This is a genomic window from Nocardia sp. CA-128927 (genome assembly GCF_050955855.1).
In the GTDB taxonomy this organism is placed as follows: Bacteria; Actinomycetota; Actinomycetes; order Mycobacteriales; family Mycobacteriaceae; genus Nocardia.
On record NZ_CP192087.1, the window covers coordinates 5,352,664 to 5,373,854 of the forward strand.

23 protein-coding genes are annotated in these 21,191 nt (G+C 66.1%); 15 read left to right on the forward strand and 8 right to left on the reverse strand.

The genetic code is table 11. From position 1 onward, the window contains the following. Together ACQPW1_RS25125 and ACQPW1_RS25130 are read right to left on the reverse strand one after the other, a co-directional pair. On the reverse strand, positions 1-1,536 hold the full coding sequence (locus ACQPW1_RS25125; protein WP_433653942.1) for a carboxylesterase/lipase family protein: 1,536 nt from the start codon (positions 1,534-1,536) through the stop codon (positions 1-3). Positions 1,537-1,745: 209 nt separating this feature from the next. Further along, positions 1,746-2,594, reverse strand: coding sequence for an alpha/beta fold hydrolase (locus ACQPW1_RS25130; RefSeq protein ID WP_433653943.1), 849 nt, complete (start codon positions 2,592-2,594; stop codon positions 1,746-1,748). 101 nt (positions 2,595-2,695) lie between these two features. On the opposite strand from ACQPW1_RS25130, the gene ACQPW1_RS25135 reads away from it, so the two are divergent. The 3 genes from ACQPW1_RS25135 (at position 2,696) to ACQPW1_RS25145 (ending at position 4,861) form a co-directional block, all read left to right on the forward strand. Beyond that, entirely contained in the window at positions 2,696-3,082 is a 387-nt protein-coding gene (locus ACQPW1_RS25135) for a winged helix-turn-helix transcriptional regulator (protein WP_433653944.1), read from the forward strand. A 258-nt stretch (positions 3,083-3,340) separates the two neighbouring features. Then, positions 3,341-3,472: a hypothetical protein gene (locus tag ACQPW1_RS25140; RefSeq protein ID WP_433653945.1), complete on the forward strand. Its 132-nt coding sequence runs from the start codon at positions 3,341-3,343 to the stop codon at positions 3,470-3,472. Between the two features lie 432 nt (positions 3,473-3,904). Beyond that, complete coding sequence (locus tag ACQPW1_RS25145; protein ID WP_433653947.1) at positions 3,905-4,861, forward strand: hypothetical protein; 957 nt, start codon at positions 3,905-3,907, stop codon at positions 4,859-4,861. Positions 4,862-4,926: 65 nt separating this feature from the next. Here ACQPW1_RS25145 and ACQPW1_RS25150 read toward each other — a convergent pair whose 3' ends face one another. Beyond that, the gene (locus ACQPW1_RS25150; RefSeq protein WP_433653948.1) at positions 4,927-5,505 is read right to left on the reverse strand and encodes a TetR/AcrR family transcriptional regulator; all 579 of its coding nucleotides are present in this window, start codon (positions 5,503-5,505) and stop codon (positions 4,927-4,929) included. Between the two features lie 108 nt (positions 5,506-5,613). Here ACQPW1_RS25150 and ACQPW1_RS25155 point away from each other — a divergent pair, with 108 nt between their 5' ends. The 3 genes from ACQPW1_RS25155 to ACQPW1_RS25165 all read left to right on the forward strand — a co-directional run bounded on the left by ACQPW1_RS25155 (position 5,614) and on the right by ACQPW1_RS25165 (position 7,880). Further along, entirely contained in the window at positions 5,614-6,294 is a 681-nt protein-coding gene (locus ACQPW1_RS25155) for a nitroreductase (RefSeq protein ID WP_433653950.1), read from the forward strand. A gap of 185 nt (positions 6,295-6,479) precedes the next feature. Further along, the gene (locus ACQPW1_RS25160; protein ID WP_433653951.1) at positions 6,480-7,151 is read left to right on the forward strand and encodes a maltokinase N-terminal cap-like domain-containing protein; all 672 of its coding nucleotides are present in this window, start codon (positions 6,480-6,482) and stop codon (positions 7,149-7,151) included. Positions 7,152-7,319: 168 nt separating this feature from the next. Next, positions 7,320-7,880 carry a hypothetical protein gene (locus ACQPW1_RS25165; protein ID WP_433653953.1) on the forward strand — a complete coding sequence of 187 codons (561 nt, stop codon included), beginning with the start codon at positions 7,320-7,322 and terminating at the stop codon, positions 7,878-7,880. Positions 7,881-7,888: 8 nt separating this feature from the next. Here the strand turns inward: ACQPW1_RS25165 and ACQPW1_RS25170 are convergent, their stop codons facing one another. Next, positions 7,889-9,340, reverse strand: coding sequence for an amidase (locus ACQPW1_RS25170; RefSeq protein ID WP_433653955.1), 1,452 nt, complete (start codon positions 9,338-9,340; stop codon positions 7,889-7,891). A gap of 318 nt (positions 9,341-9,658) precedes the next feature. On the opposite strand from ACQPW1_RS25170, the gene ACQPW1_RS25175 reads away from it, so the two are divergent. After that, positions 9,659-10,261: a DUF308 domain-containing protein gene (locus ACQPW1_RS25175; protein ID WP_433653957.1), complete on the forward strand. Its 603-nt coding sequence runs from the start codon at positions 9,659-9,661 to the stop codon at positions 10,259-10,261. 91 nt (positions 10,262-10,352) lie between these two features. After that, positions 10,353-11,774 carry a S8 family serine peptidase gene (locus ACQPW1_RS25180; RefSeq protein ID WP_433653958.1) on the forward strand — a complete coding sequence of 474 codons (1,422 nt, stop codon included), beginning with the start codon at positions 10,353-10,355 and terminating at the stop codon, positions 11,772-11,774. Here ACQPW1_RS25180 and ACQPW1_RS25185 read toward each other — a convergent pair. Further along, positions 11,749-12,243 carry a hypothetical protein gene (locus ACQPW1_RS25185; protein ID WP_433653960.1) on the reverse strand — a complete coding sequence of 165 codons (495 nt, stop codon included), beginning with the start codon at positions 12,241-12,243 and terminating at the stop codon, positions 11,749-11,751. The genes ACQPW1_RS25180 and ACQPW1_RS25185 overlap by 26 nt on opposite strands. Between ACQPW1_RS25185 and ACQPW1_RS25190 the strand changes: the two genes are divergently transcribed. The 4 genes from ACQPW1_RS25190 (at position 12,235) to ACQPW1_RS25205 (ending at position 15,221) form a co-directional block, all read left to right on the forward strand. Continuing rightward, positions 12,235-12,552, forward strand: coding sequence for a hypothetical protein (locus ACQPW1_RS25190; protein WP_433653961.1), 318 nt, complete (start codon positions 12,235-12,237; stop codon positions 12,550-12,552). The two genes, ACQPW1_RS25185 and ACQPW1_RS25190, sit on opposite strands and share 9 nt — an antisense overlap. After that, positions 12,549-13,043 (forward strand): SDR family NAD(P)-dependent oxidoreductase, encoded by a 495-nt coding sequence (locus ACQPW1_RS25195; protein WP_433653962.1) that lies wholly within the window; start codon positions 12,549-12,551, stop codon positions 13,041-13,043. The genes ACQPW1_RS25190 and ACQPW1_RS25195 overlap by 4 nt, the downstream gene beginning before the upstream one ends. Before the next feature lie 80 nt (positions 13,044-13,123). Continuing rightward, positions 13,124-13,885: a hypothetical protein gene (locus ACQPW1_RS25200; RefSeq protein WP_433653963.1), complete on the forward strand. Its 762-nt coding sequence runs from the start codon at positions 13,124-13,126 to the stop codon at positions 13,883-13,885. 118 nt (positions 13,886-14,003) lie between these two features. Beyond that, positions 14,004-15,221 carry a DUF418 domain-containing protein gene (locus ACQPW1_RS25205; RefSeq protein WP_433653965.1) on the forward strand — a complete coding sequence of 406 codons (1,218 nt, stop codon included), beginning with the start codon at positions 14,004-14,006 and terminating at the stop codon, positions 15,219-15,221. 477 nt (positions 15,222-15,698) lie between these two features. On the opposite strand, the gene ACQPW1_RS25210 is transcribed toward ACQPW1_RS25205, so the two are convergent. Next, complete coding sequence (locus tag ACQPW1_RS25210) at positions 15,699-16,850, reverse strand: MFS transporter (RefSeq protein WP_433653966.1); 1,152 nt, start codon at positions 16,848-16,850, stop codon at positions 15,699-15,701. A 288-nt stretch (positions 16,851-17,138) separates the two neighbouring features. Here ACQPW1_RS25210 and ACQPW1_RS25215 point away from each other — a divergent pair, with 288 nt between their 5' ends. Genes ACQPW1_RS25215 through ACQPW1_RS25225 form a run of 3 tightly spaced genes read left to right on the forward strand, consistent with a single transcriptional unit; the run spans position 17,139 to position 19,327 of the window. After that, a complete protein-coding gene (locus ACQPW1_RS25215; RefSeq protein ID WP_433653967.1) occupies positions 17,139-17,468 on the forward strand; it encodes a WXG100 family type VII secretion target in 330 nt (109 codons plus the stop codon). Between the two features lie 54 nt (positions 17,469-17,522). Further along, entirely contained in the window at positions 17,523-17,825 is a 303-nt protein-coding gene (locus ACQPW1_RS25220) for a WXG100 family type VII secretion target (protein ID WP_433653968.1), read from the forward strand. Further along, positions 17,822-19,327 carry an ADP-ribosyltransferase gene (locus tag ACQPW1_RS25225; RefSeq protein WP_433653969.1) on the forward strand — a complete coding sequence of 502 codons (1,506 nt, stop codon included), beginning with the start codon at positions 17,822-17,824 and terminating at the stop codon, positions 19,325-19,327. The genes ACQPW1_RS25220 and ACQPW1_RS25225 overlap by 4 nt, the downstream gene beginning before the upstream one ends. Positions 19,328-19,475: 148 nt before the next feature. On the opposite strand, the gene ACQPW1_RS25230 is transcribed toward ACQPW1_RS25225, so the two are convergent. Both ACQPW1_RS25230 and ACQPW1_RS25235 read right to left on the reverse strand, forming a co-directional pair. After that, positions 19,476-20,561 (reverse strand): alpha/beta fold hydrolase, encoded by a 1,086-nt coding sequence (locus ACQPW1_RS25230; RefSeq protein ID WP_433653970.1) that lies wholly within the window; start codon positions 20,559-20,561, stop codon positions 19,476-19,478. Then, on the reverse strand, positions 20,558-21,145 hold the full coding sequence (locus ACQPW1_RS25235) for a TetR/AcrR family transcriptional regulator (RefSeq protein ID WP_433653971.1): 588 nt from the start codon (positions 21,143-21,145) through the stop codon (positions 20,558-20,560). Before ACQPW1_RS25235 ends, ACQPW1_RS25230 begins: the two co-directional genes overlap by 4 nt. Positions 21,146-21,191: the final 46 nt, after the last annotated feature.

Consider the following 21,191-nt stretch of genomic DNA (forward strand, 5'->3'; position numbering starts at 1 on the left):
TCAATCGGTGTGCAGTAGGTCCAGGGTGTCGAATCGGTGCGTGGACCAGATGCGGCGCGAGCGTTCCTCCGGGTAGGGCTGGGTGGTCGGCGCGGCGGTGTAGACGCGGGTGGATCGGGTGACCGGATCGTAAGGCGCCCAACCCGGTTCGCCGGTGGTCGCGAAGGACACCCAGTCGGTGCGCATGTCCTGCCCGACGTGCGTGATCTCGGTCGCGGCGTTCGGGTGGGCGGAGGGGTGGGCGCGTACCTCGTCGGGGCTGAGGGTGCCGAAGAGGAGCAGGACGTCGAGAGCGTGCGAGGCGCCCTCTTCGGAGTTGAAGCTCCAGGCCAGTTCGTAAAGCCAGACGGGTCCGCCGCCTGCGTGCGCGGCGTCGGCGAGGTGCAGGCTTGGCATCCGAAACAGCCAGTCGGAGTTGAGAACTTCGAATCGTTGCGCGGGTGTGGCGTCCGGGTAGGCGATGCGATAGAGCTCGCTGCTGGTTGTGAGGTGGGTGAATGCCGCGGTTATGCGCGCATCGGTCGGGTTGCCGCCGGGGCGGGATGTGTAGAGCCGGTATTCGTCACGGGTGTGGCCGATGAGCAGGTCGATGTCGCGCGCGGCGCCGTCTGCGAGCGCACGCCACGGTGCACGTGGCAGGATCTCGCCGTCGACGATGGGGGAGAACGGTGTCGGTGTGAGCGCCATCGGGCCCCAGCTATCAACGAAATCCGGAATCTTCCGGATCACCGCGTCCGTCGCGTCGGTCAGTGCACGTGGCGGGAAACGGGCCAGGTCGCCGACGGTAGCTTCGGTGCCGAGTTCAATGGCAATCGTTGCGGAGATCTCGGTGGCGAGCCGCTCGGAGAAGTAGGTTCCCGGCATGCTCTGGCAGATCGCCCGTCGAAACAGCCCGGCTGCCAACGGCATAACGAGCAGGGCGGCGATGCACGCTCCACCGGCGGACTCGCCGAAGACGGTGACGTTGGCCGGATCGCCACCGAATGCGGCGATATTGTTCTGGACCCAGTGCAGCGCGGCAATCTGGTCGAGGATGCCGCGGTTGTCCGGGACGCCGGTGATGCGGGCGAAGCCGTCCACCCCGACGCGATAGTTCATGCTGACCACCACAGCGCCGGACCGGGCGATCAGTGCACCGTCGCAGTGTGGGTTGGCGGAGTTGTTCTCCAGGTAGGTGCCGCCCTGGATCCACACCAGCACCGGCAGTCTCGCGGCACCGAGGTCGGGTGACCAAACGTTGAGAGACAGACAGTCTTCAGAACCATCACCGGTGCCGCCGGACATCACGGCACCGGTGTTGCTCGCTTGGGGAACCGGTGGACCGAAATCCATCGCATCGCGCACCCCATCCCACCGGCGCACCGGAACCGGGGCCGCGAATCGTCGTGCGCCGACGGGCGGTTCGGCGTAGCGGATGCCCCGGAACACCACGACATCATTCTCCCGCCTGCCGCGCACAGCTCCGGCAGCCGTACGGATTTCAGGTTCGATATGCACTCGGAGGTACTCACTTTCCCGCGATCCGAAAGTCTGCACCTTAGCTCTGAATCTATTTACTGCTCAACAGAATTCCGTCAGCTCGCCAATGCGGTCTGGACGAACTTCGTGATCCACGATGACCGGCTGCCGAAGGCGCGGTATGGCGTTGTCTCGGACTATGAGGTCAACGCCTTGGTGTCGTCACTGTGACGACAGCGTGTGTGCCCCTTTTCCGTCGGTCCGACGACCAGATCAGGTTCTGGCGCTCAGGAATCGAGAAAGTCGGCGAGCAACGGCACCAGCGTTGCCGGGCGGTCGAGGGGGATGATGTGGCCGCAGTCCTCGATCAAGTGCCCGGTCAGGGTGTCGGCGATGGGGCGGAGTTGGTTTTCGAGGGCGGTTCCGACCGGGTGGGATCCGATGGCCATGGTCGGCACGGTGAGGCGGGCGGTGTCGACAGCCTGCCGGATCTGATCGGCGCTGGTCGGCATTGCCCGGTAGTAGGAGAACGCGCACCGCAAGGAATCGGTGCCGGTGTAGGCGGCGACGAAAGCATCGCGGGTTTCGGCGGGTATGCCTCGGCCCTGGGTGCCGGTCGCCAGGAACCAGTCGAGGTAATCGGATTCGTTTCCGGCAAGGACTTTTTCGGCGAGGCCCGGTACCGCGTGAAAGCCGAACCACCACGGCGCGCCGCCGGCCAGAAAGGTTTCCGCGCCGGGCAGCGTGCCCAGCAGTGATTCCATGAGCACCAGCCGGTGGATTCGTTCGGGCCGCCGCATCGCCAGTAGGAACGCCGGGGGAGTACCGGCATCGATCGCGACGACCGAGGCGGTGGTTTCGTCCAGGGCGTCGAGCAGCCCCTCGGCGTCGGCGGCGAGCGTGCCCGCGTCGTAGCCGTCCGCTGCTCGCGTGCTGGCGACGAGTCCGCGCAGGTCCGGCGCGATCACCCGATGTCGTTGCGCGAGTGGGCCCATCACCTCGCGCCACAGCTGCCAGGTGTGTGGAAAGCCGTGCAGCAGCAGGACCGCGGGCCCGGTGCCGGCGATCGCCACGTTCAGTTGGATGCCGTTGGTTGCCACCATCCGCACTGTGAGATCTGGCAGTTCGTGAGACATTCGATCCTCCGCTATGCAGTCACCATCAGTTACTAGCTGAACGTAGGTAACCGTGGGTAGCCTGCCAAGACGGCACTTTCGATACAGGTGGTGAGCTCCAGGTGACTACCCGACCCAGCACAGGCCAGCGCGGGGATCTGTTCGCTCCAGGCTGCCCGACCCGTCGGCTGCTCGATCGGCTCGGCACCAAATGGGTGTCCATGGTGGTGAAACTCCTCGCCGAGGCCGCGCCCGACGAGGTGCGCTTCGCCGAACTGCAGCGCCGGATGCCCGGCGTATCGCAGAAGATGCTGTCGGTGACTCTGCAGAACCTGACCCGCGACGGACTTGTCGCCCGGCGCGTCGAACCCACCGTCCCGCCGCGGGTGCACTATCGCCTGACCGATCTCGGACTCTCCCTGGAGAATCCGCTGGCCGCACTGCGGGCATGGGCGGAGGAGCACATGGCCGAGATCGACGCCGCCGGAAACCCTGCGGACCGCGCGTGACGTTGATGTCGAACAGCGAATAGCGTTATGTCGCGGATGTACTCGCGTTCCATCCCGACAAGGGCGGCTGGCGCTGCACGACCCATCTGAACCCTTGGTGCGCACGGTGACCTGATGCTGCGGCACGAGTCCGGCGGGAACTTCAGCGGGATCACGATGCTCGGAGAGCCCGGGTAGTCGACGGTGGGGTACCGCCCTGCCACAGGAAACCTGCGTAGCGGTCGCTCGTTGTCCGAACCCTGACTCTCGCGTCGCGACTTGTCATTCGAAGTGGCGGTGTCGAGCGGTTGTGACCAGGCGTCCGCCGAGGGCGCTATCCGCTTCTACAGCTACCGCACCGTCAATGCGCCGCAGATCCAGTGGGAATCCGCCACATTCAGTGGGGCCTGACGGAAATGGGACGGTCGTGCAGGGGTGCACAGTTTTCGACCAGTATCGTAGTGGTTTCGTTTCGTTGGATGTGACCAAACGTAAACGTAATAGAACCAGTCGATTTGGGGGAGTCTTCGAAATGCGGCTGAAGTCTGACCGCCGATAATGTTCACTTATCGGCGGTCAGAAATCGCCGCCGGTGTATGAGCTTCCTTGCGACACGCCACATTTCGTTTCGTATGAATACGTCAATAGTGACGAAACCAACGCTACGATTCACCGGTGTCCAACGTCTGCAACTACCCGGGCTGCTCCCGACCGATCACGCGCGGCGGGGGACCTGGCCGTCCCTCCGAATACTGTGAACACCCCGATCACACGAGATGGCGCGCGTGGCGGGAACGTCAACGGCAACAACAGGAGTCAGAGGTACCCCTCGCTTCTGTCACTGTGACGCCGCAGGGCCCGGTCACTGTCGCCCGCCTCCGGGCTGATGAGCTGCTCACCCAATTCCGTGGACTCGCAGACCAACTGGGCAACACCCTCAACGCCGCCGTCGCCGAACTGTCCACCCTGGGCGACCCCTCGGTCGCCGAAGCGCAGGTCCAGGCCGTCCAAGCCGACGCCGCCCGGCGCATCGCCGAAGCCGAAATGGCCACCGTCGCCGCCGAACAGGCCCGACGCGAGGCCGAAGAAGCACGCGCACTCGCCGAAGCCGCCGCCGACGACGCGGCCGGTGCGGCCGAACGCGCGGAAGCCTCCGTCGCCGACGCCAACAGCACCCGCGACGACGCCTTACGCGAGGTCGAACGCGCCACCCGCCAGGCTGCCGACGACGTCTTCGCCGCTCGCAGCGAAGCCGAGGCCGACGTCCGCACCGCCCGCCGCGAAGCCGCCGAGGAAATCGAGCGGATCCGCAAGGAGGCCGCCGAACAGGTGGAACGCACCGACCGCCGCGTCGCCACCGAAATCGCCCACGCGCAACGAGAATCCGCCGCCCAGGTCGCCGCCGCCCACTCCGAACGCGACCTCGCCGTCCAACGCGCCGCCGACGCTGAACGCGCCACCGAACGCGCCGAGCAAGCCGCCATGGAACGAATCGAAGCCGCCAACGAGGCCCGCGAAGAATGGCGCCGAGTCCGCGCCGAACTCGACACCACCCGCACCGAACTCGCCGAAATCCGCCGCACCGCCGCCACCGACATCGCCGCCGCCCGCGCCGAAGCCGCCGCCACCATCGACAAGGCTCGCACCGAAGCCGCCCACCGCATCGAGGCCCTAGACCAAGCCCGCACCCAAACCCTCGCCCGCGCCGAACGCGCCGAGGCCCAACTCGACGAACTACTCGCCGAAACCCGCCGCAAACCAGCAACGGTCACCGAACGGGACAGTCGCACAATGGCGTAACCCGTCCGCGCTCGGGCATTGGTCAGCCCGGGCGTGGTCGGTGAAGACTGTCTGGCCTGAACGGCTCAGCTGGCGGCGAGCAATGCTTCTGCGGCGGCTCGGGCGTGGTGGCCGCAGGTGGGGTCGTTGAACACCATTGACCTGCTGGCGACTCCGTCGGCGAGGATTGCGAGTTGTTCGCCGAGGATGTCGGGGTGTGGTGCGCCTAGTTCTCGCACCAGGTCGATGACTCGTTGGGTGAAGCGTTGTTTCTGTTGGCGGGTGAAGGCGTGGACCGGGCTGTCCGGATCTGGGAACTCGACGGCGGCATCGATGAATGGGCAACCGCGGATTGGTCCTTCGCCGGGGTCCGGCACGGTGAACAGCTCGAGCAAGCGCTGTTTGGGGGTCAGGTCTTGTCGATCCAGTACGCCGTCGATGGTGCGTCCGGTCTCGATGAGGTGGTTCAGGTACTCCACCACCAGCTGGTCTTTGGTGGGGAAGTGGAGGTAGAGGGTGCGTTTGGAGACCGGGGCGCTCGACGCGACCTGTTCCATGCCCGTCGCGGTGATTCCCTGCGTCTCGAACAACGTCGTGGCCGCGGCCAGGATTCGCTCTCGTCCGCCGCGCCCGCGACGTCGGACAATCTCATGCTCTTTGGCCACCCCCTAAGTATACGACACCGTTTACCTATGCTCGAATCTCCGCTAGGGTTCATCGCTAGGTAAACAAATCCGTTTACTTAAGAAGTGCGACTCCATGGACATGAGGCGATGACCACAGACCTTCAACCCCAATACGCCGAGCACCTGATCCGCGGACGACGCGCCACCCGCGCGTTTCGTCCCGACCCCGTACCCCAGGACACGCTGCGGTCCGTCTTTTCCCTGGCCGGCGCGGCCCCTTCCAACTCCAACACTCAGCCGTGGCATGTCGAGGTGGTCAGCGGCGCGGCCCGCGATCGCCTCGCCGAGGCACTGGTCGCCGCGCACACCCGCAACAAACTCTCCCTCGACTTCCCCTACAGCGACGATCTCTACCGCGGCACCTACCAGCAACGACGCCAGCACGCAGGCGAGCAGCTGTACTCGGCCGTCGGGATCGCGCGTGACGACCACGCCGCACGCGACGCCTACAACGCCCAGAGCCTGCGCTTCTACGGCGCCCCGCACGTCGCGCTACTGTTCACCGCCCCCAACGCGGAGGTACGGATGGCCGCCGACGTGGGCATCTACGCGCAAACACTCATGCTGGCCATGACCGCATACGGCATAGCCACCTGCCCGCAAGGACTACTGAGCTTCTACGCCGACACCATCCGCGCCGAACTGGGCATTCAGGACCGAAAGATCCTGCTCGGCATCTCCTTCGGCTACGCCGACCAGTCCGCCGCGGCCAATGCCGTCACAGTGCCACGCGCTGAACTCAGCGAGACCACACGATTCCACTCATGAGCACTCCAGTCATCGGCCGAGGTGGACGTGTACTGCCCCGGGCGGGGATCGCGCAAGAATGAGCGACACGCGCAGCACTGAAATCAGTCCCGAGGCAACGGAATAGGTATGGCCGAAGGAGGTATCCCAGTCCCATAAACTCGACGCACAGCGTCGCCGCGGCGCGGAGCAGGAGGACTCGGAGCATGGCCGTAATCCACGAGACCACAATGGTTCCCACCAAAGTCGAGTTGTTGGCCTCTTGGTTGCCGACTCGCCCGTGGTATCGCGGCGATGCTCGTCCGGAACTGCAGCGGGTCGGTGGTTTTCGACTCGACGATCCGGACGGCGAGGTCGGAATCGAGTTCGTAGCGGTGACCGATAGTTCCGGTGCGGAGCCGGTCACCTACCAGGTGCCGTTCGCCTATCGCGGGTCACCGCTCGAGGACGCCGAGGACGCACTCATCGGCACATCGATGCACGGCGTACTCGGGCAGCGATGGCTTTACGACGGAACCCGCGATCCGGTGGTGGTGGCACAGATCCTGGCGCTACTCGACGGAACGGCGCAGCCCCAGGCACAGCACGACAGTGCCACGGTGGACGAGTCGGTCGCCGTGACCAACCCCGAGATCGCGGTTCCCACACTCGGATCGGAGCCGGTATCGGCGGAAGACGGATCCTCGCGCACCGACATCATGGTCGGCGCCCGAGTTCCGGGCAGCACGGCGATCGTCCGCATCAACCGGATTCTGCGCCCCGGCGACGAACCGTCCGAAGGTGCCGGTACCGGTCATGTCACCGCACCATGGCACCTGCCGGACGGTTCCTCGGCACGCGGCGTGTTCTTGACCTTCCACGGCCACGCGGAGAGTTAGCAGACACACGAAAGCCGTACGGCCGCAAGCCTGTTCACCGACACGGCAACCTGTTCGGCGAGACACACGCCCCTGCGCCTGCGACCATATCCTTGTCGGAGTGAACGGCGCACGGATCGTGCAGCAATGGGGGATGGCCTGCTCCGACGACGAAAGGATGTAATTCCTATGTCGAGACGGACCACGCGATACGCCCGGATCCTCGTCTGCGTCGCATGCCTCGGAGCCGCCGGATGCGGCAGCACCCCGGACGCCACCGACGCCCCGCCGAGCATCGGCAGCAAGCAGATGTCGCCGTGCGCCCCTGGACAACTCGTACTCAGCGCCACCGAGGTATCGCCCGGCGCGACCCACCGCGGCGTGCAGATCACCATCGGTCTGGTCAACGGCACTCCCGCATGCGAACTCTCGGGCTACCCCGAGATCGAAGCCGACGAGGGCGGTCCAGTCATCCGCGCCGACCACACGCCCCGCGGCTACCTGGGTGGACTCCGGCCCGACCGCGACGCACCGCCGGTCGTCATCGTGACCGACAGCAACGCACTCGCGGCCGGTCCCGCATCGGCCATCGTCGAGGGAGTTGCCGTCGACGCCAACGGCAACCCCTGCCCGACCTACACCCGCCTAGGCGTCACGCCACCGAACACACCCGCGCCACAATCCGTCGCGGCCACCATCAACGCATGTGCGCTGGAAGTGCATCCACTCCTCGGCGCGGACATGCATTGACGACGGACCTACTTCGGCACCTGAAAACCGCCGATCTTCTGCTCGAGCAGCTCGGCCAGCCGCAGCGGGGTGCGGTCCTCGAACCTCGGACCGATGAGCTGCACTCCCACCGGCAGCCCCTCGGGTGACCGGCCCGCCGGTATGGCGGTGGCGGGCAGGCCGGGCATGGTCGCCAGACCGACCCAGCCGAACTGGTTGAAGAACGGGTACGCGACGCCGTCGATATCGATCTGCCGTTCCGTCAAACCATGCTCGTGGTCGTGCGGGAACGCGGGAGTCGGCGTGATCGGACACACCACGGCGTCGAACTCGGCGAAGAGCCGCCGCCAGCCCTGGTGGTGCAGCTCGCGACGGTTGTTCGCCCGGATCCAGTCGCGATGGCTCATCACGATGCCGCGCACCCACTCCGCATGCAGACTCTGGTCGTCCGCGCTGAGCCCGGCGGCGTGCGTCCGAGCCTCCTCGTACCGCTCGCCGGGATAACCCCCGGCGACGTTCGAAGTCAGCAGTTGCGTGTAGAGCGTCGCGGCTTCGCGCAGATCAGGCAGCAACGGACTGTGCCATTCGACGCGGGCGCCACTGTCGGCAAGCGCGGCGGCCACCCGGTGTACGCCCGCCCGTACCGCGGACCCGGTCGGAATCAGCGGATGGTCCTCGAGAACCAGGACACGGAAGTCGGCGAGCCGTTCGTGGCGCGCGGGCCGTAGCGCCAAGTCGTACGCCACGCCGAGCGCCAGCGGGTCCGGTCCGGCCATGACGTCGAGCAGCAGCGTGAGGTCGCGCGCGGTGCGCGCCATCGGACCGACGACGGCGAGGTCGTGCTCGGTCGGCAAGGCCTGCGTGTGCGGCGGGACCATACCGCGGATCGGCGCCAGCCCGAGTGTCGGCTTGTGTGCGTAGACGCCACAGAAATGCGCGGGTGCGCGCAGCGAACCGCCGATGTCCGAGCCGAGGGACAGCGCACCGAACCCGGCGGCCAGAGCCGCCGACGATCCGCCGGAGGATCCGCCCGGCGAGCGATCGTGATCCCATGGGTTGTTGGTGGTGCCGTACATCTCGTTGTAGCTCTGCCAGTCTTGCAGCATGAACGGCACATTGGTCTTACCGAGTATCACCGCGCCCGCGGCCTTGATCCGCGACACCTGCAGCGCGTCCTCGGCAGGCACGTACTTCTCGACCTGTGGCATGCCCCAGGTCGTGGGCAGCCCGGCCATGTTGTAGGACTCCTTGACCGTCACCGGAATACCGAGCAGCGGCCGGTCCTCGCCCCGGGCCCGGGCCTCGTCGGCCTCGCGCGCCGCGACCCGTGCCTGGTCGAAGTCCGGCACGCAGATCGCGTTGATCGCTTTATCGTCGCGCTCGATCCGCGCGATCGCCTCCTCGGTCAGTTCCACCGAGGTCACTTCACCTGCACGCATAGCGGTCGAAAGGTCTTCGGCCGCAAGAAAGCTCCATTCCATGAATCCGAAGCTAACGGCCCGCCGGAGAAGACATAAAATGCCACTTTGCACAACGGGAAAGTCGAACGGCCACCCGCACAGGCGAAGCCACGCACTCGTTCTGCCATCGAAAATGACTCGCACCAGGTCACAGCGTTGTCAGCGGGCAAACTCCACTAGCGCAAGCCACGAATTCCCGCCACATACAACGGGATAGTTGTCTCAATTCTGAGCCTCATGGCGACGCGTGCTGAGATTGGTGTCGGCCGGCGTCACAATCGGCGCACCGAGTGAAGCAAACACGCGGCTAACGAAGACGTCCAGCCATATCATGTAGCTATGCCCGAAAACGAGCTCGAAGGGCGTACGGAACCACTGGCCGGGGGTACCCGGCAGGCAATACTGGTGGCCGGTGCCTGCTCGATGATCGTGGGTGTGGTCGTAGCGGTGTGGCCACACAAGTCGCTGCCGACCGCGGAGTTGCTGTTCGGCCTCTACCTGCTGCTCAACGGCGCATTGCAGATGATCATCGCGTTCGGCGCGAAGTTCGCGCCCGCCCTGCGCGCGCTCGTTTTCGCCAGTGGCCTGGTGTCGATGTTGCTCGCCGTGCTGTGTTTCAGTGGCGGCAATTCCGCGCTGTTGCTGTCGTTCTGGATCGGACTGGCCTGGTTGATTCGCGGGATCTGTCACGCGACGGTCGCGGCCTGGACGGACAACCTGGCCGGCGGCGGCAAACAGGAGGTGTTCGGCCTGGCCACCATGGTGCTCGGCATCCTGGTCGGTGTGCTGCCGTTCGACTCGGTGGACGTGCTCGGCCTGGTGGTCGGCCTGTTCCTCATCGTGATCGGGACCATGGAGGTGCTCAGCGTCGCCGCGGTGCGCCACGGTGTGGTTGATCTGCCCGGTGTTTCGCGGATGCGCCCGGCTCGGCCCGGCCCCTGATCGTCGGGTACCTGCACGCGGTGTCGATATGCAGCCGCTGCGTAACGCGTTCCCGTAGTGGCCGGTCCGCGCACGCGGTTGACTGGACTGCATGGCATCCCCGCAATCCGCGCTCCGCTCGCCGGCGGAGCTGATCGTGGTCACCCACGGCACCGACACCGCGCTCACGCCGAGCGTGCTCAGCGATAGTCGCAGCACCGAGGAGCGGTTGGCCGCGTTGCTGCCCGCGGCCGGCCGGCTCGTTCGCATCTTCGGCCCGGCCAATCGCCTGTACACCCGCGTCGCGGGAACGCCGCACGAACCCGTTGCCGCGGAGTATCTGAAGTACTTCTCCGTCCGCGGCCTCACCGAGGGGCTCGACGAGATCGCCGCACGGTTGCGCGAAGACGACGCGGTCGACGGCGCCTACGTCAAACCGCCCGCCGAACCCCCGATCGCCCCCGGCAGCACCGTCTATATCGAGGCCGCCGACGCGCCACCTGTCACCCCGAATTTCGAAGGGCGCCAGGGCTATCTGGACCCGGCGCCGCAAGGCGTCGACGCGCGCTGGGCTTGGACCGTGCCCGGCGGACGCGGCCAGGGCGTGCGGGTGATCGATATCGAAGGCGCGTGGCGGTTCACCCACGAGGACCTGCTGGTCAACCAGGGCGGCGTGATCGGCGGCGACCCTTCACCGGATCTGGGCTGGCGTGACCACGGCACCGCGGTCGCCGGTGAAATCAGCGGCGACGTGAACAGGTTCGGCATCACCGGCATCGCGCCCGACGCCCTGCTGCGCGCCGTATCGATCTTCGGACCGGGCTCGGCGGCCGCGATCCGCACCGCCGCCGACGCGCTCGGTGCAGGCGATGTCATCTTGCTCGAACTGCACCGTCCCGGACCGCGATTCAACTACGAGGCCCGTCCGGACCAGACGGGCTACATTGCCATCGAATGGTGGCCCGACGACCTTGCCGCAGTCCGCTACGCCGTCGGCCGCGGTGTCATCGTGGTGGAGGCGGGCGGGAACGGTGCCGAAGACCTGGATGCCGCCCTGTACGACACCCGACCCGCGAACTTCCCTGCGTCGTGGCGCAACCCGTTTCGTGGTGGCACCGCCGACTCCGGTGCGATCATCGTCGGCGCAGGCGCGCCACCAACCGGGTTCCACGGGAGCAACCACGGACCAGGCCGCTCGCGACTGGACTTCTCCAACTTCGGTTCTCGCATCGACACCCAGGCGTGGGGCAGGGAAGTCACCACCACCGGCTACGGCGATCTGCAAGGCGGACCCGACGAAGACCTCTGGTACACAGATGTATTCAGCGGAACATCCAGCGCCTCACCGATCGTGACCGGCACCGTCGCCAGCTATCAAGGCATCAGCACCGCGGCCGGTCAACGCCGAACACCCGCCGAAGTCCGCGCCCGTTTGCGCGCCACCGGCTCGCCGCAGACCAGCGCGCCGGGCCGACCCGCAAGTCAACGGATCGGCAACCTCCCCGACCTCAAGGCAATGGCCGCGCCGCACTGAGGTTGCGCAGTGCTTCGTCCGCTGCGCTGCCGCGCTGGGGGAAGTACACGTACAGGACGTGGCCCTCAGGCCCGGTGAGCGCGAACGTCTCGAACTCGAGTCGGAGGACACCGATGCCGTCGACGTGCAGTTGTTTCCCGCCCATCGTGCGCTCGTACACGTCGTGCGAATCCCACAGCGCCCGAAACGTTTCGCTGCGCTCACGCATGTCCGCCACGAACCCGTCGAGGTCGCCGCGGCGCGCGGCGGCGGTGGCGCGCAAACCGGCGACAGCCTGCAGGGAGATCTCATCCCATTCGGGATACACGGTGTGTGCCCGCGGACCGAGGAAGGTGAACTCGATCAGGTTGTGCCCTGGGCTCCAGGCGGGATTGACCCGGGCCGCGAGTGTCGTCCCGGCCAGGACGTCACGGCGAGGGTCGACGATGAACGCGGGCAGGTCGGCCCACCGCTCGAGGAGTTGCAGCACTCCGGGCCGCACCGTGCGGCAACGTTGGCCGTCTCCGGCCGCCAGCCCGGCGATCCGGCTCGTGCCGCCGCGGCAATCGCCGTCGCGGTGGACGCCGAAGTACCACCCCTACGGCTGCTGCTCGGCTCCGACGCGCTCGCCGGAACGCGCGCCCGCTTGAAACGGTTGCGCGGCGAGATCGATGCGAACGAGGCACTCACCGCGAGTGTGGATCTGGAAGAAGGGTCAGTGGCGCGGACGTCGGACCCGGCCTGGGCGCTGCCGCCGCTTGAAGGTTCGCCGGTGAGTGTGGATCTGGAGGGGAGGTGAGCGGCACGTTCGTAGTGGTTGGCGCCGGACCCGGCCTTGGCTCCGCGGCCGCCCGAAGGTTCGGGCACGAGGGGCATCCGGTCGGGTTGATCGCACGCAGCGCCGGGAACCTGGACAAGATCGCGGCCGACTTGATTGCTGAAGGCATCACGGCAGCAACCGAATCCGCGGACGTCACCGACGAGAACGCACTAACCGTTGCCCTCGGTGCACTGCGCGAACGGCTCGGTCCGATCGAGGTGGTGCTGTTCAGCCCGCGGCCGAGTCTCGGCTGGATCAAGCCCGTCCTCGATACCGCACCCTCGGACATCGACAGCGCGCTGGCACTGAGCGTCGTTGGTTCCGTGCCCTCGCGAGTCCCGTCCGTGAGTGGCACACCATGGAGAGGTCTTCTCGCGTTTCGCCGCAGCCATGTGCCACTCACGGATCGGCCGAACCGGCGTTTGGGCGGGCTCGCGCGAAGCCCACTACCTGCGTCGAGTAGCCGCTGACGGGGTATTCGAGTAGCCGAGCACTCGTGGCACAGGGGTCAGTTCTTGGCACTGTGATGGTGGCGGGAAAGGAGCTCACAATGAGCGCGATCCATATTCGGGCACCGGGACATCATCACCAGCCTGGTTTGGCAGGGGGTGCGGGGTTGCACGGCATGGTGGTTTTCGGCACCGGTGTCGATTGCTATCTCTCGTATCGTCCGACGTTCCAGGCACCGTACAACTTCCAGGTACTGCTCGCCGTCGAGTTCGACGAGCGCGGCCGCCGGGCCCTCGGCGCCGATCGGCGGATCGGCTACACCGACATCCACACCTTCGATCCCGAGGATTTCCCTGCCGCGGAACTGGACCCGGGGCGTGCGCGCCCGCGCCGGTCGTTCCACGGCACCCTGATCCGAGGCAGGCGCGAACGCGGCGGCATCGCGATCGCCACCAACGTGCGTGCCACGGTGCGCAGCGTCGTCCACTTCGCCGAACTCGGCTCGGCTCGCGAATTCGGCCGCGGTCTGCTCACCCACCTGTGCTTCGGGCGACCCGACCGGTTGTATCTGGCACACCACATCACCCGGCAACCCAGTTTCGATCAGATCGTCGCGACGCGCATCATCCCGGGAACCGTGACCGACATGCTCGGCGAGCCACTACCGGACGGGATCACCGCGGCGGGTTTCGCGCGGGCGCAGCCGATCATCCTCGGACAGCGCGAGTTCACCGGTACCCGTTTGCGCGCGGGTGAGCTGGCGGTCGCGGCGTTCCCGACTACCGCCGGTGGCGCACAAGGATTCCTGGCCGAGATCGTGGTCGAGCGTCAGGTCTATCTAGAGGTCGCCGACCTCGCGTGACCGCCGACCGGCGGATGTCAATACGCCGCAGGTCGCAATCGCGGCACACCATAGATCAGTGTGCTGTCAGCCCGTCGACGGACGCGCAGCCCCGATACCGGCGGCTACTTTCAACACCATGACCGAATCGGTTCTCCCCGTCAGCAATTCGGGTCGACGGATCGCCGAGGTCGATATCCTGCGCGGATTCGCGCTCTTCGGCATTCTCATCACCAACGTCATGGTCGCGACCACGCTGTGGTCGTACGACGGCACGAGCGACGATCCGCGACTGCACTTCGACGGTCCACTCGACCACCTGGTGAACGCTGTGGTCAGCGCTTTGTTCGAGGGCCGGTTCTACCTGCTGTTCGCGTTCCTGTTCGGCTACTCGTTCACCCTCCAGATCGCGGCGGCGCAGCGAGCGGGCGCCTCGGCCAACGCGCGCCTGCTCCGGCGCTGCCTGGCACTACTGGTGATCGGCCTCGCGCACGTTTTCCTGCTGTGGATCGGCGACATCCTCACCCTCTACGCATTCCTGTGCTTGATCCTGATCCCGCTGAAGAAACTGAAGCCGCGGGCCGCCGTGATCACCGGTGTGGTGCTGTACGTGGTGTGGTGCGGCTGGGCGTTCCTGCCGAGCGACCAGGGCGACGGAATGTCGGCCCTGGCCAGCCTCTTCGACGTGCAACGGATCCACGACGGATACAACGGCACCTTCGGCGACACCTTCGCCAACCAGATGTGGCTCGCGCCCATCTTCATCGCCCTGATCTGGTTCACCCAGGGCATGACCGCCTTCGGCATGTTCCTGATCGGCATGGCGGCAGGCAAACGTGAGCTGTTCAGCGATCGAGAGACGTTGCGGCGCTGGGCACCTCGCGTGCTGGTCGGCGGTCTGACGATAGGGCTGCCGGTGTCGGCGGTGACCTTCGCGGGCTCGATGGAATGGATTGCCCCGCCCGCCATCTGGGCCGGAGTGCAACAACTCATCAATCCGCTGATGACCTTCGCCTACGTGGCAGGCATCATCTGCCTCACTCAATCACCGCGCACTGCCCAACTGATCGGCCGACTGGCCCCCGCCGGACGGATGGCCGCATCCAACTACATCGGTCAGTCCATCGTGCTCATGGTGATCTACACCGGTTACGGATTCGCACTGGTCGACACGATCCCACCGGCCGGTGTCATCGCCATCGCCCTGCTCACCTACGCCGCTCAACTGGCACTGAGCACCTGGTGGTTGCGCAATCACCGATACGGACCGGTGGAATGGGCACTGCGAGCAGCGACCTACCTGTCGATCCCGGCATGGAAGCGGCGTACGGAACCCGTTCCAGCGCAGGTGGATTGACGAGTCGAAGACCGTCGCCGATTCATCGCACGATTTCAGTGAGCTTCGCGCTCAGGTAGGTGACGGAATCATCGATCAACCCGCACGCGGTAATGCCGTGTCCGGCAGCGTTTTGCCGAGCGGGTGGCTCGAACCCGCGACCAATGGATTATGAGTCCACCGCTCTAGCCTGAGACCACGCCGAGTATCCGGTTCCCCAGGTCAGACTCGATTACGACGGCCGAACCCGTGAATCTCTGTCAGAGATGGTTCCGCAGGTTCCAATGATCCGCCCGCTAACCGCGCGGATCATTGCAGCCTGCGGCCGTATGGACCCACAAAGGGTCAGGGTTGTGGGGGCCGTTGTCGGACAGTGTAATTGGCGATCGACGGATTGCAGACCCACCGCAGGGCCGATCTACCACGAGGCCGCGGTGGATCGCTCCGGTTTCCGGCCGCGAAGAAGGAGAGCGAAACCCATTCCTGTGGCCACCGCGGTTACGATGCCGGACACCAGGAATGCCTGGCTGACACCGAGATCGGCGATGACCAGGCCGGCCCGGCCGCACCCAGCCCGGCCCCGCCGTTGCACGCCACGTTGACCAGGATGGAGCTGTGCGTCTTGGCAGCGGCTCCTTCGGCGAGTGTGTCGGCCAGCAGATATACCGTCATGACCGCGGGGCCGATCGCGACACCCACCAGGACCAGTAGTGGGATGGCGAGGCCGAGTCCGTTCGCGGTGGCCAGGAGAGCTGCGGCGAACCCGAGCAGTATCGCCAGCAGCATGAGCCGCACCGTGGCGCTCGCACTCCAGTTCCGGCGGCCGTAGAGCAGTGCGGCGATTGCGCTGCCCAATGCCAAGGTGGCGAGCAGTCCACCCGCGAGCGAAGCATGACCGGTTTTCGTTGCGAAGGCAGGAACGCCCACTTCCGTTGCGCCGATGGTGAATCCGATTCCCGCGAACACCACGAGCAGCCACCGAATTCGTCTGGCCACCGCCGAGATCTTGCCGCTACCGGTGGCCTTGTCCGCGGCCGATTCCAGACGCCCCTTCTCGGCGGACGAAGCCATCAGCAATCCGCCGAGAATGCAAACCGAACCACTGACCAACACGGCGACACCGGGCCCGGCAAGGACTATCGCGCCGGTTGCCACCAGGGGACCGACGACGAGCGTCGATTCCTCGACGACCGAGTCCAACCCGAACGCACGAGATACCCACTCTTGCGGCAACTTCCGTGACCAGCCGACACGCATCAACGCGCCGAATGGCGGTCCGCTGCAACCCGCTACCGTCACCAGCGCGGCCAACAGCCAGGGCGTATCGCTGTGCGCGACCAACACGAGGACCACTAACGCGGATCCGCTGACCACCGACAGCATCAGCAACGCCGCACTGTGCCCGACACGAACAGAAATCCACGAGCGCATCGGCCCCGCCACCACCGTGCCGACCGCATACCCCGCCATCGTCAGCCCCGCGACCGAGAACGACCCCGTGACCTGCTGGATAAACAGCACCACAGCAACCGGAATCATCCCGACCGACATTCGACCGACGAACGCCCCCGCGAACAACAACGGAATACCGTGCGGCCGAAACAGATCCAGATACCCCGGGGCACTCTCCCCGGCAACCGATCGACTCACAACTCCGCCCTCCCCGACGAATCCCGCGACTCCCGCCCTGGTGATCATCACCGATCCCCGATGCACCCACAAACGATTTTCACCCCCGCGATCATGAGCTGTGCCGCGCAACAAAGGTCGGGCTTGCGTTTGCGCAACACGTGCTCGGCGATGTCATCGGGCTCGTGGACCGATCGGGACAGATGGGGTGGTCCAGTGCACGGTGGGCCTCGATAGATTCAGATGGAACCGTGGGCGACCTGGGCGCGTCCAACATTGCAAGATTGCATCCGACCCGAGGAGCATCGCGTGACCGACAACGCCGCCACAGCGGCACCCACCACATTCAACCTGGTTCCCGAGCACGTCAGCGAGGCCGGACGCTACGTGCAGACCACCGCGCAAGATCTCATCAACGGATTGCGTTCGGCATCGGCCGACGTCAACGCGCTCGAGTCGACCTGGCGTGGCACCGCAGCGTCCGCGTACGCCACCGCCTGGGACGAGGTGCACCGCGGCGCCCTGGGGGTCTTCGAAGCTCTTGCCGACATGGCCGACCTGTTGGGCGTAGTTGTCGACCGTACCGCCGCCACCGACTCCAGCACCGCCACCGCAGTCAGCTCCTTGGACCTGCCCTGACCCCTTTGTCACGATCCTCGCTCCGAACCGAGACCCGTTGGGGGACAGCACAACATGACTGACCAGTACCGCGTCGACCTTGCGCACTTGGATACCGTCACGGCCAAGGTAGCTGCCCTCAACGCGTTCGTGGCCGACTCCCTGACCGAGCTGGACCAGCGCATCGCCACCGTGCAATCGACTTGGACCGGCGCCGCGGCCGAAGCCCACGCCACCGCACACGCCGAATGGGTCGCCGCAGCCGCACTGATGACCGAAGGTCTCGAGAAGATGCGCGCCGCCGCAGCTGCAGCGCACTCGTCCTATGAGAGCGGGACAGCCGCCAACCTCGCGATGCTCGGACGCGGCGCGTCGTGACCGGCACTGTTCTCGATGTCGACACCACGGTCTATTACGACACCGCCAACAAGGTAGCCGCAGGCGCGGCGGCCTGGTGGTCGGCGGTGGACGCCTTGTGGCCGAACCTGGAACAGGCCAAGAACATGGCCGGTTCCTACTCCGACGCCAAGGAATGGGCCAAGAGCTACGACACGCGCGCCACCGACATCTTGAAGATGGTCGCGCAGGTGGCCGACGCGACCCACGCCTATGCAATCGTGCTCAACAGCATGGGCTACGAGCGGGCCCTGGCCGAGCACGGCGCGACTATCGACGCAGGACCCGCCCCGGCCAAACCCGCTGCCCCTATACCCCCGGTACTCGCGTGCCGGGTGCCGTTGCCATCCGCCGGCGGGCCCGGCAACGGTTTGATCGATGGCGGGCTCGGCTTGGTGGAGAAGATCGGTATCACGGTGCCCGACGGCAACGCGACCACGATCAGCAACGCCGCACTGACCTGGGACGCTGCGCGCAACGCCGAGGGTGCGGCCGCGTTCCCCGCCGTCCTCGAGGCGGGCGCCGTCGCGTTCCAAGACATCATCGCGCCGGAGGCCGCGTTCATCGATGAGGATCTACGCGCGCTGAAGGCTGCGGCTGAGGGTGTGCTCGCGGCCATGGGTGATCTGGCGCAGTCGTGCCGCGATCACCGTGCGGCCCTCGATGAGCTGCGCGACAGCTTGAAAAAGCAGCTGGAAATGGTGCGCGACGCGCTCATTCAAGAGCTGGCGATCAACGCTGCCATCGCGGTCGCGTCGTCGTGGATCACGTTCGGTATCGGTGCTGCGGCCGGTGTCGCCGGTGCCGTGGCGATCTGCGCCCGCTACGCCCGACCCATGCGCACCATCATCGAGCAGTGGCAGACCGCCCGGAACATCCGCGCCGGAGTGAAGTTCGACCAGGACCTCGCGCGCCACTCCCGCGAGCTGGATCGCATCCAGCAGTTGAAACCCAAACCCGACCCACCAGCACCGCTGAAGAAGGACCCGATCGAGATACCGCCGACCCGGCATCCTCCCGGCACGGCGAGAGTCGACCTGTCGCCCACCGAGCAGGCTGCACTCAACCGCTACGTCAGCGACGGATCGGTACTGAACAAGGCGATCAGGGAAGGACGAGAACTCACCGCCGACGAGAAGGCGTGGCTCGACAACGTCAATTCCGCACTCGACAAGATGCCGCCCCATGAGGGCATGGTCACCCGTCGCGTGGAAATGAGCCCCGAGGAGATCGCCCGATACAAAGAGGGCGGCGATATCACCGACCCTCCATTCACTTCCGCGTCCGCACTCCCTGACGCGGCAAAAGCCGACCGCAACGTCGAGTTTCAAATCGACTCCATTGACGGCAAATACATCGGCCACAACGGGGGAAGCCCCGAAGAACTCGAAGTGCTGTTCAGGGCCCCCACACGATTCGATGTCATCTCGAACAAAACCGTCGACGGGCACACCGTCATCATCATGGGTGAAAAACCACTATAGGAGCCAGCAATGCCAAAAGAAATCGACGGAAGAATATTCCGAGACCCCGAGGAAGTAGACGACCCGCCAAGCGAAGAACGGAAAGCCCAGATCCTCGCACGGGCTGCCGAATTCAACCGTATTCGGGACGCCATCCCGCCTGACCAGCTCAAACACCTACCCGACAAGTACGGAGACGAGGACAGGCTCGGCACTCCGAAGGAAGCCGAGTACCTGGCCGAGGTGGAAGAACGCAAGAAGCGCGGCGAGTACTGGGGGTGACGCGCCGCTGATCATCGCTGACATCAGCGAACCAGCACCCAGTGGGGCCTGCTCGTTGCTGTCGGTCACGACGTCCTGACGGTGGTCGCGACAGGTAACGCCCGCCCCGGGTGCCGCACTTGGGGACTGTGCCGCTAACGCACGCGCGCGGCCAGTAGGAGGTCGAGTAGTTGGGTGGCGAATTCGGTGGGGTTTCGGTGAAACCGCTGTGGCCGCCGGGGAATTCGGTCAAGGGGATGTGTAGGTGGTCGGCCAGGGTGACGGCGGGGCGGTGGGGGAGGTGGGCGCGGGTTTCCTTGCCTGCGGCGAGGATCAGGCGATGGGCGAGGGGCGCGAGGGCAGTTTCGTTGGGGATGTAGGAGGTGATGGGGCGTAGTTCGTGGGCCATCATGAGAGGGGCGTTGGCGTGGAGGCGGTGGATCATTTCGGCTGTGCGGGGCGGTAATTCGGCGGGGTTGGGCATGGCTTTCATAGTTCCGCCAATGCCTTCGAGGAAGCGGGTGCCTGCGGCTGCTACTCCCTCGGTGCGGAAGAGCGTGTACACCTCGTCGATGAATGCCTTTTGCTCGGCGGCGTCGGGTAGTACGGCGAAGCAAGGGGGTTCGTGGGCGATGACCAGGCGGAGGCGTTCGGGGTGGTGGGCGAGTAGATCGAGGGCGACGACCGCGCCGCCGCTGCCGCCGAAGATGTAGGCGTCTTCGCCTGCGGGGGTGAGGGTTTCGAGTAGGCGGTGAGCGTCGTCGCGCTGCACGGCGACTTGTTGATCGACCGGTTCGGGGGAGTCGAGCACGCTGCGTGAGTAGCCGCGCGGGTCGAGGGTGACGACGGTGAAGTGTTCGGCCAGGGTGTCGGCGATCGGGTCGAAGACGGCCGCGTCGCCGCCGCTGCCGGGTAGGAGCAGTAGCACGGGTCCGCTTCCGCGCACCTCGTAGTAGAGGGTGGCGCCGGGGACCTTCAAGGTGGCGGATCTCATTGCTGTTCCTTGTTGTCGGACGGCCACTGCTCGAGCGTGACGTGCAGTGCGTCGATGATGCGTTCCCAGGAGGCGGCGGTGTCGCGGGAGTGGGCGAAGCCGCCGGTTGCCTCGAGGGCGGCGTATCCGTGAAAGGTGCTGCGCAGCAACCGGACCGCGTCGGTGAGGTCGGGTTCGGCGAGGCCGTAGGCGCGCAGCATGCCGTAGGTGAGTTCGATGCCGCGCACCGCGCCGGGGTCGGCCTCGATCACGCCGGGCGGCACCGGTGTTTGGGTCGCGGTGTAGCGGCCCGGATACTGCAGCGCATAGTCGCGCCAGGCGTTGGCGAACGCGGCGAGTGCGTCGCGGCCCGCTCGCCCGGCGACGGCGCTCGCGATCAGGTCGGTCTTCTCGACCGCGGCGAGCATGGTGACCCGCGCCCGCAGTTCCTGAAGGTTCTTGACGTGCGAGTAGAGACTGGCGTCCTTGACGCCGAACTTCTTCGCCAACGCCGACATCGTCACGTTGTCGAAGCCGATCTCGTCGGCGAGATCGGCCGCCGCACGGGTGATCCGCTCGGCAGTCAACCCGGCTCGTGCCATCATGTGTGCACCTCCATGAACCTAGTGTCCCTAGTTTATAAACTAGGGA

Coding starts and splice junctions, on each gene's coding strand:
- ACQPW1_RS25130 (WP_433653943.1), bottom strand. CDS start 2,594: ATGTCTCACGAACTGCCAGATCTCACAGTGCGGATGGTGGCAACCAAC.
- ACQPW1_RS25155 (WP_433653950.1), top strand. CDS start 5,614: ATGACCACAGACCTTCAACCCCAATACGCCGAGCACCTGATCCGCGGA.
- ACQPW1_RS25160 (WP_433653951.1), top strand. CDS start 6,480: ATGGCCGTAATCCACGAGACCACAATGGTTCCCACCAAAGTCGAGTTG.
- ACQPW1_RS25165 (WP_433653953.1), top strand. CDS start 7,320: ATGTCGAGACGGACCACGCGATACGCCCGGATCCTCGTCTGCGTCGCA.
- ACQPW1_RS25170 (WP_433653955.1), bottom strand. CDS start 9,340: ATGGAATGGAGCTTTCTTGCGGCCGAAGACCTTTCGACCGCTATGCGT.
- ACQPW1_RS25175 (WP_433653957.1), top strand. CDS start 9,659: ATGCCCGAAAACGAGCTCGAAGGGCGTACGGAACCACTGGCCGGGGGT.
- ACQPW1_RS25180 (WP_433653958.1), top strand. CDS start 10,353: ATGGCATCCCCGCAATCCGCGCTCCGCTCGCCGGCGGAGCTGATCGTG.
- ACQPW1_RS25200 (WP_433653963.1), top strand. CDS start 13,124: ATGAGCGCGATCCATATTCGGGCACCGGGACATCATCACCAGCCTGGT.
- ACQPW1_RS25205 (WP_433653965.1), top strand. CDS start 14,004: ATGACCGAATCGGTTCTCCCCGTCAGCAATTCGGGTCGACGGATCGCC.
- ACQPW1_RS25220 (WP_433653968.1), top strand. CDS start 17,523: ATGACTGACCAGTACCGCGTCGACCTTGCGCACTTGGATACCGTCACG.
- ACQPW1_RS25230 (WP_433653970.1), bottom strand. CDS start 20,561: ATGAGATCCGCCACCTTGAAGGTCCCCGGCGCCACCCTCTACTACGAG.
- ACQPW1_RS25235 (WP_433653971.1), bottom strand. CDS start 21,145: ATGATGGCACGAGCCGGGTTGACTGCCGAGCGGATCACCCGTGCGGCG.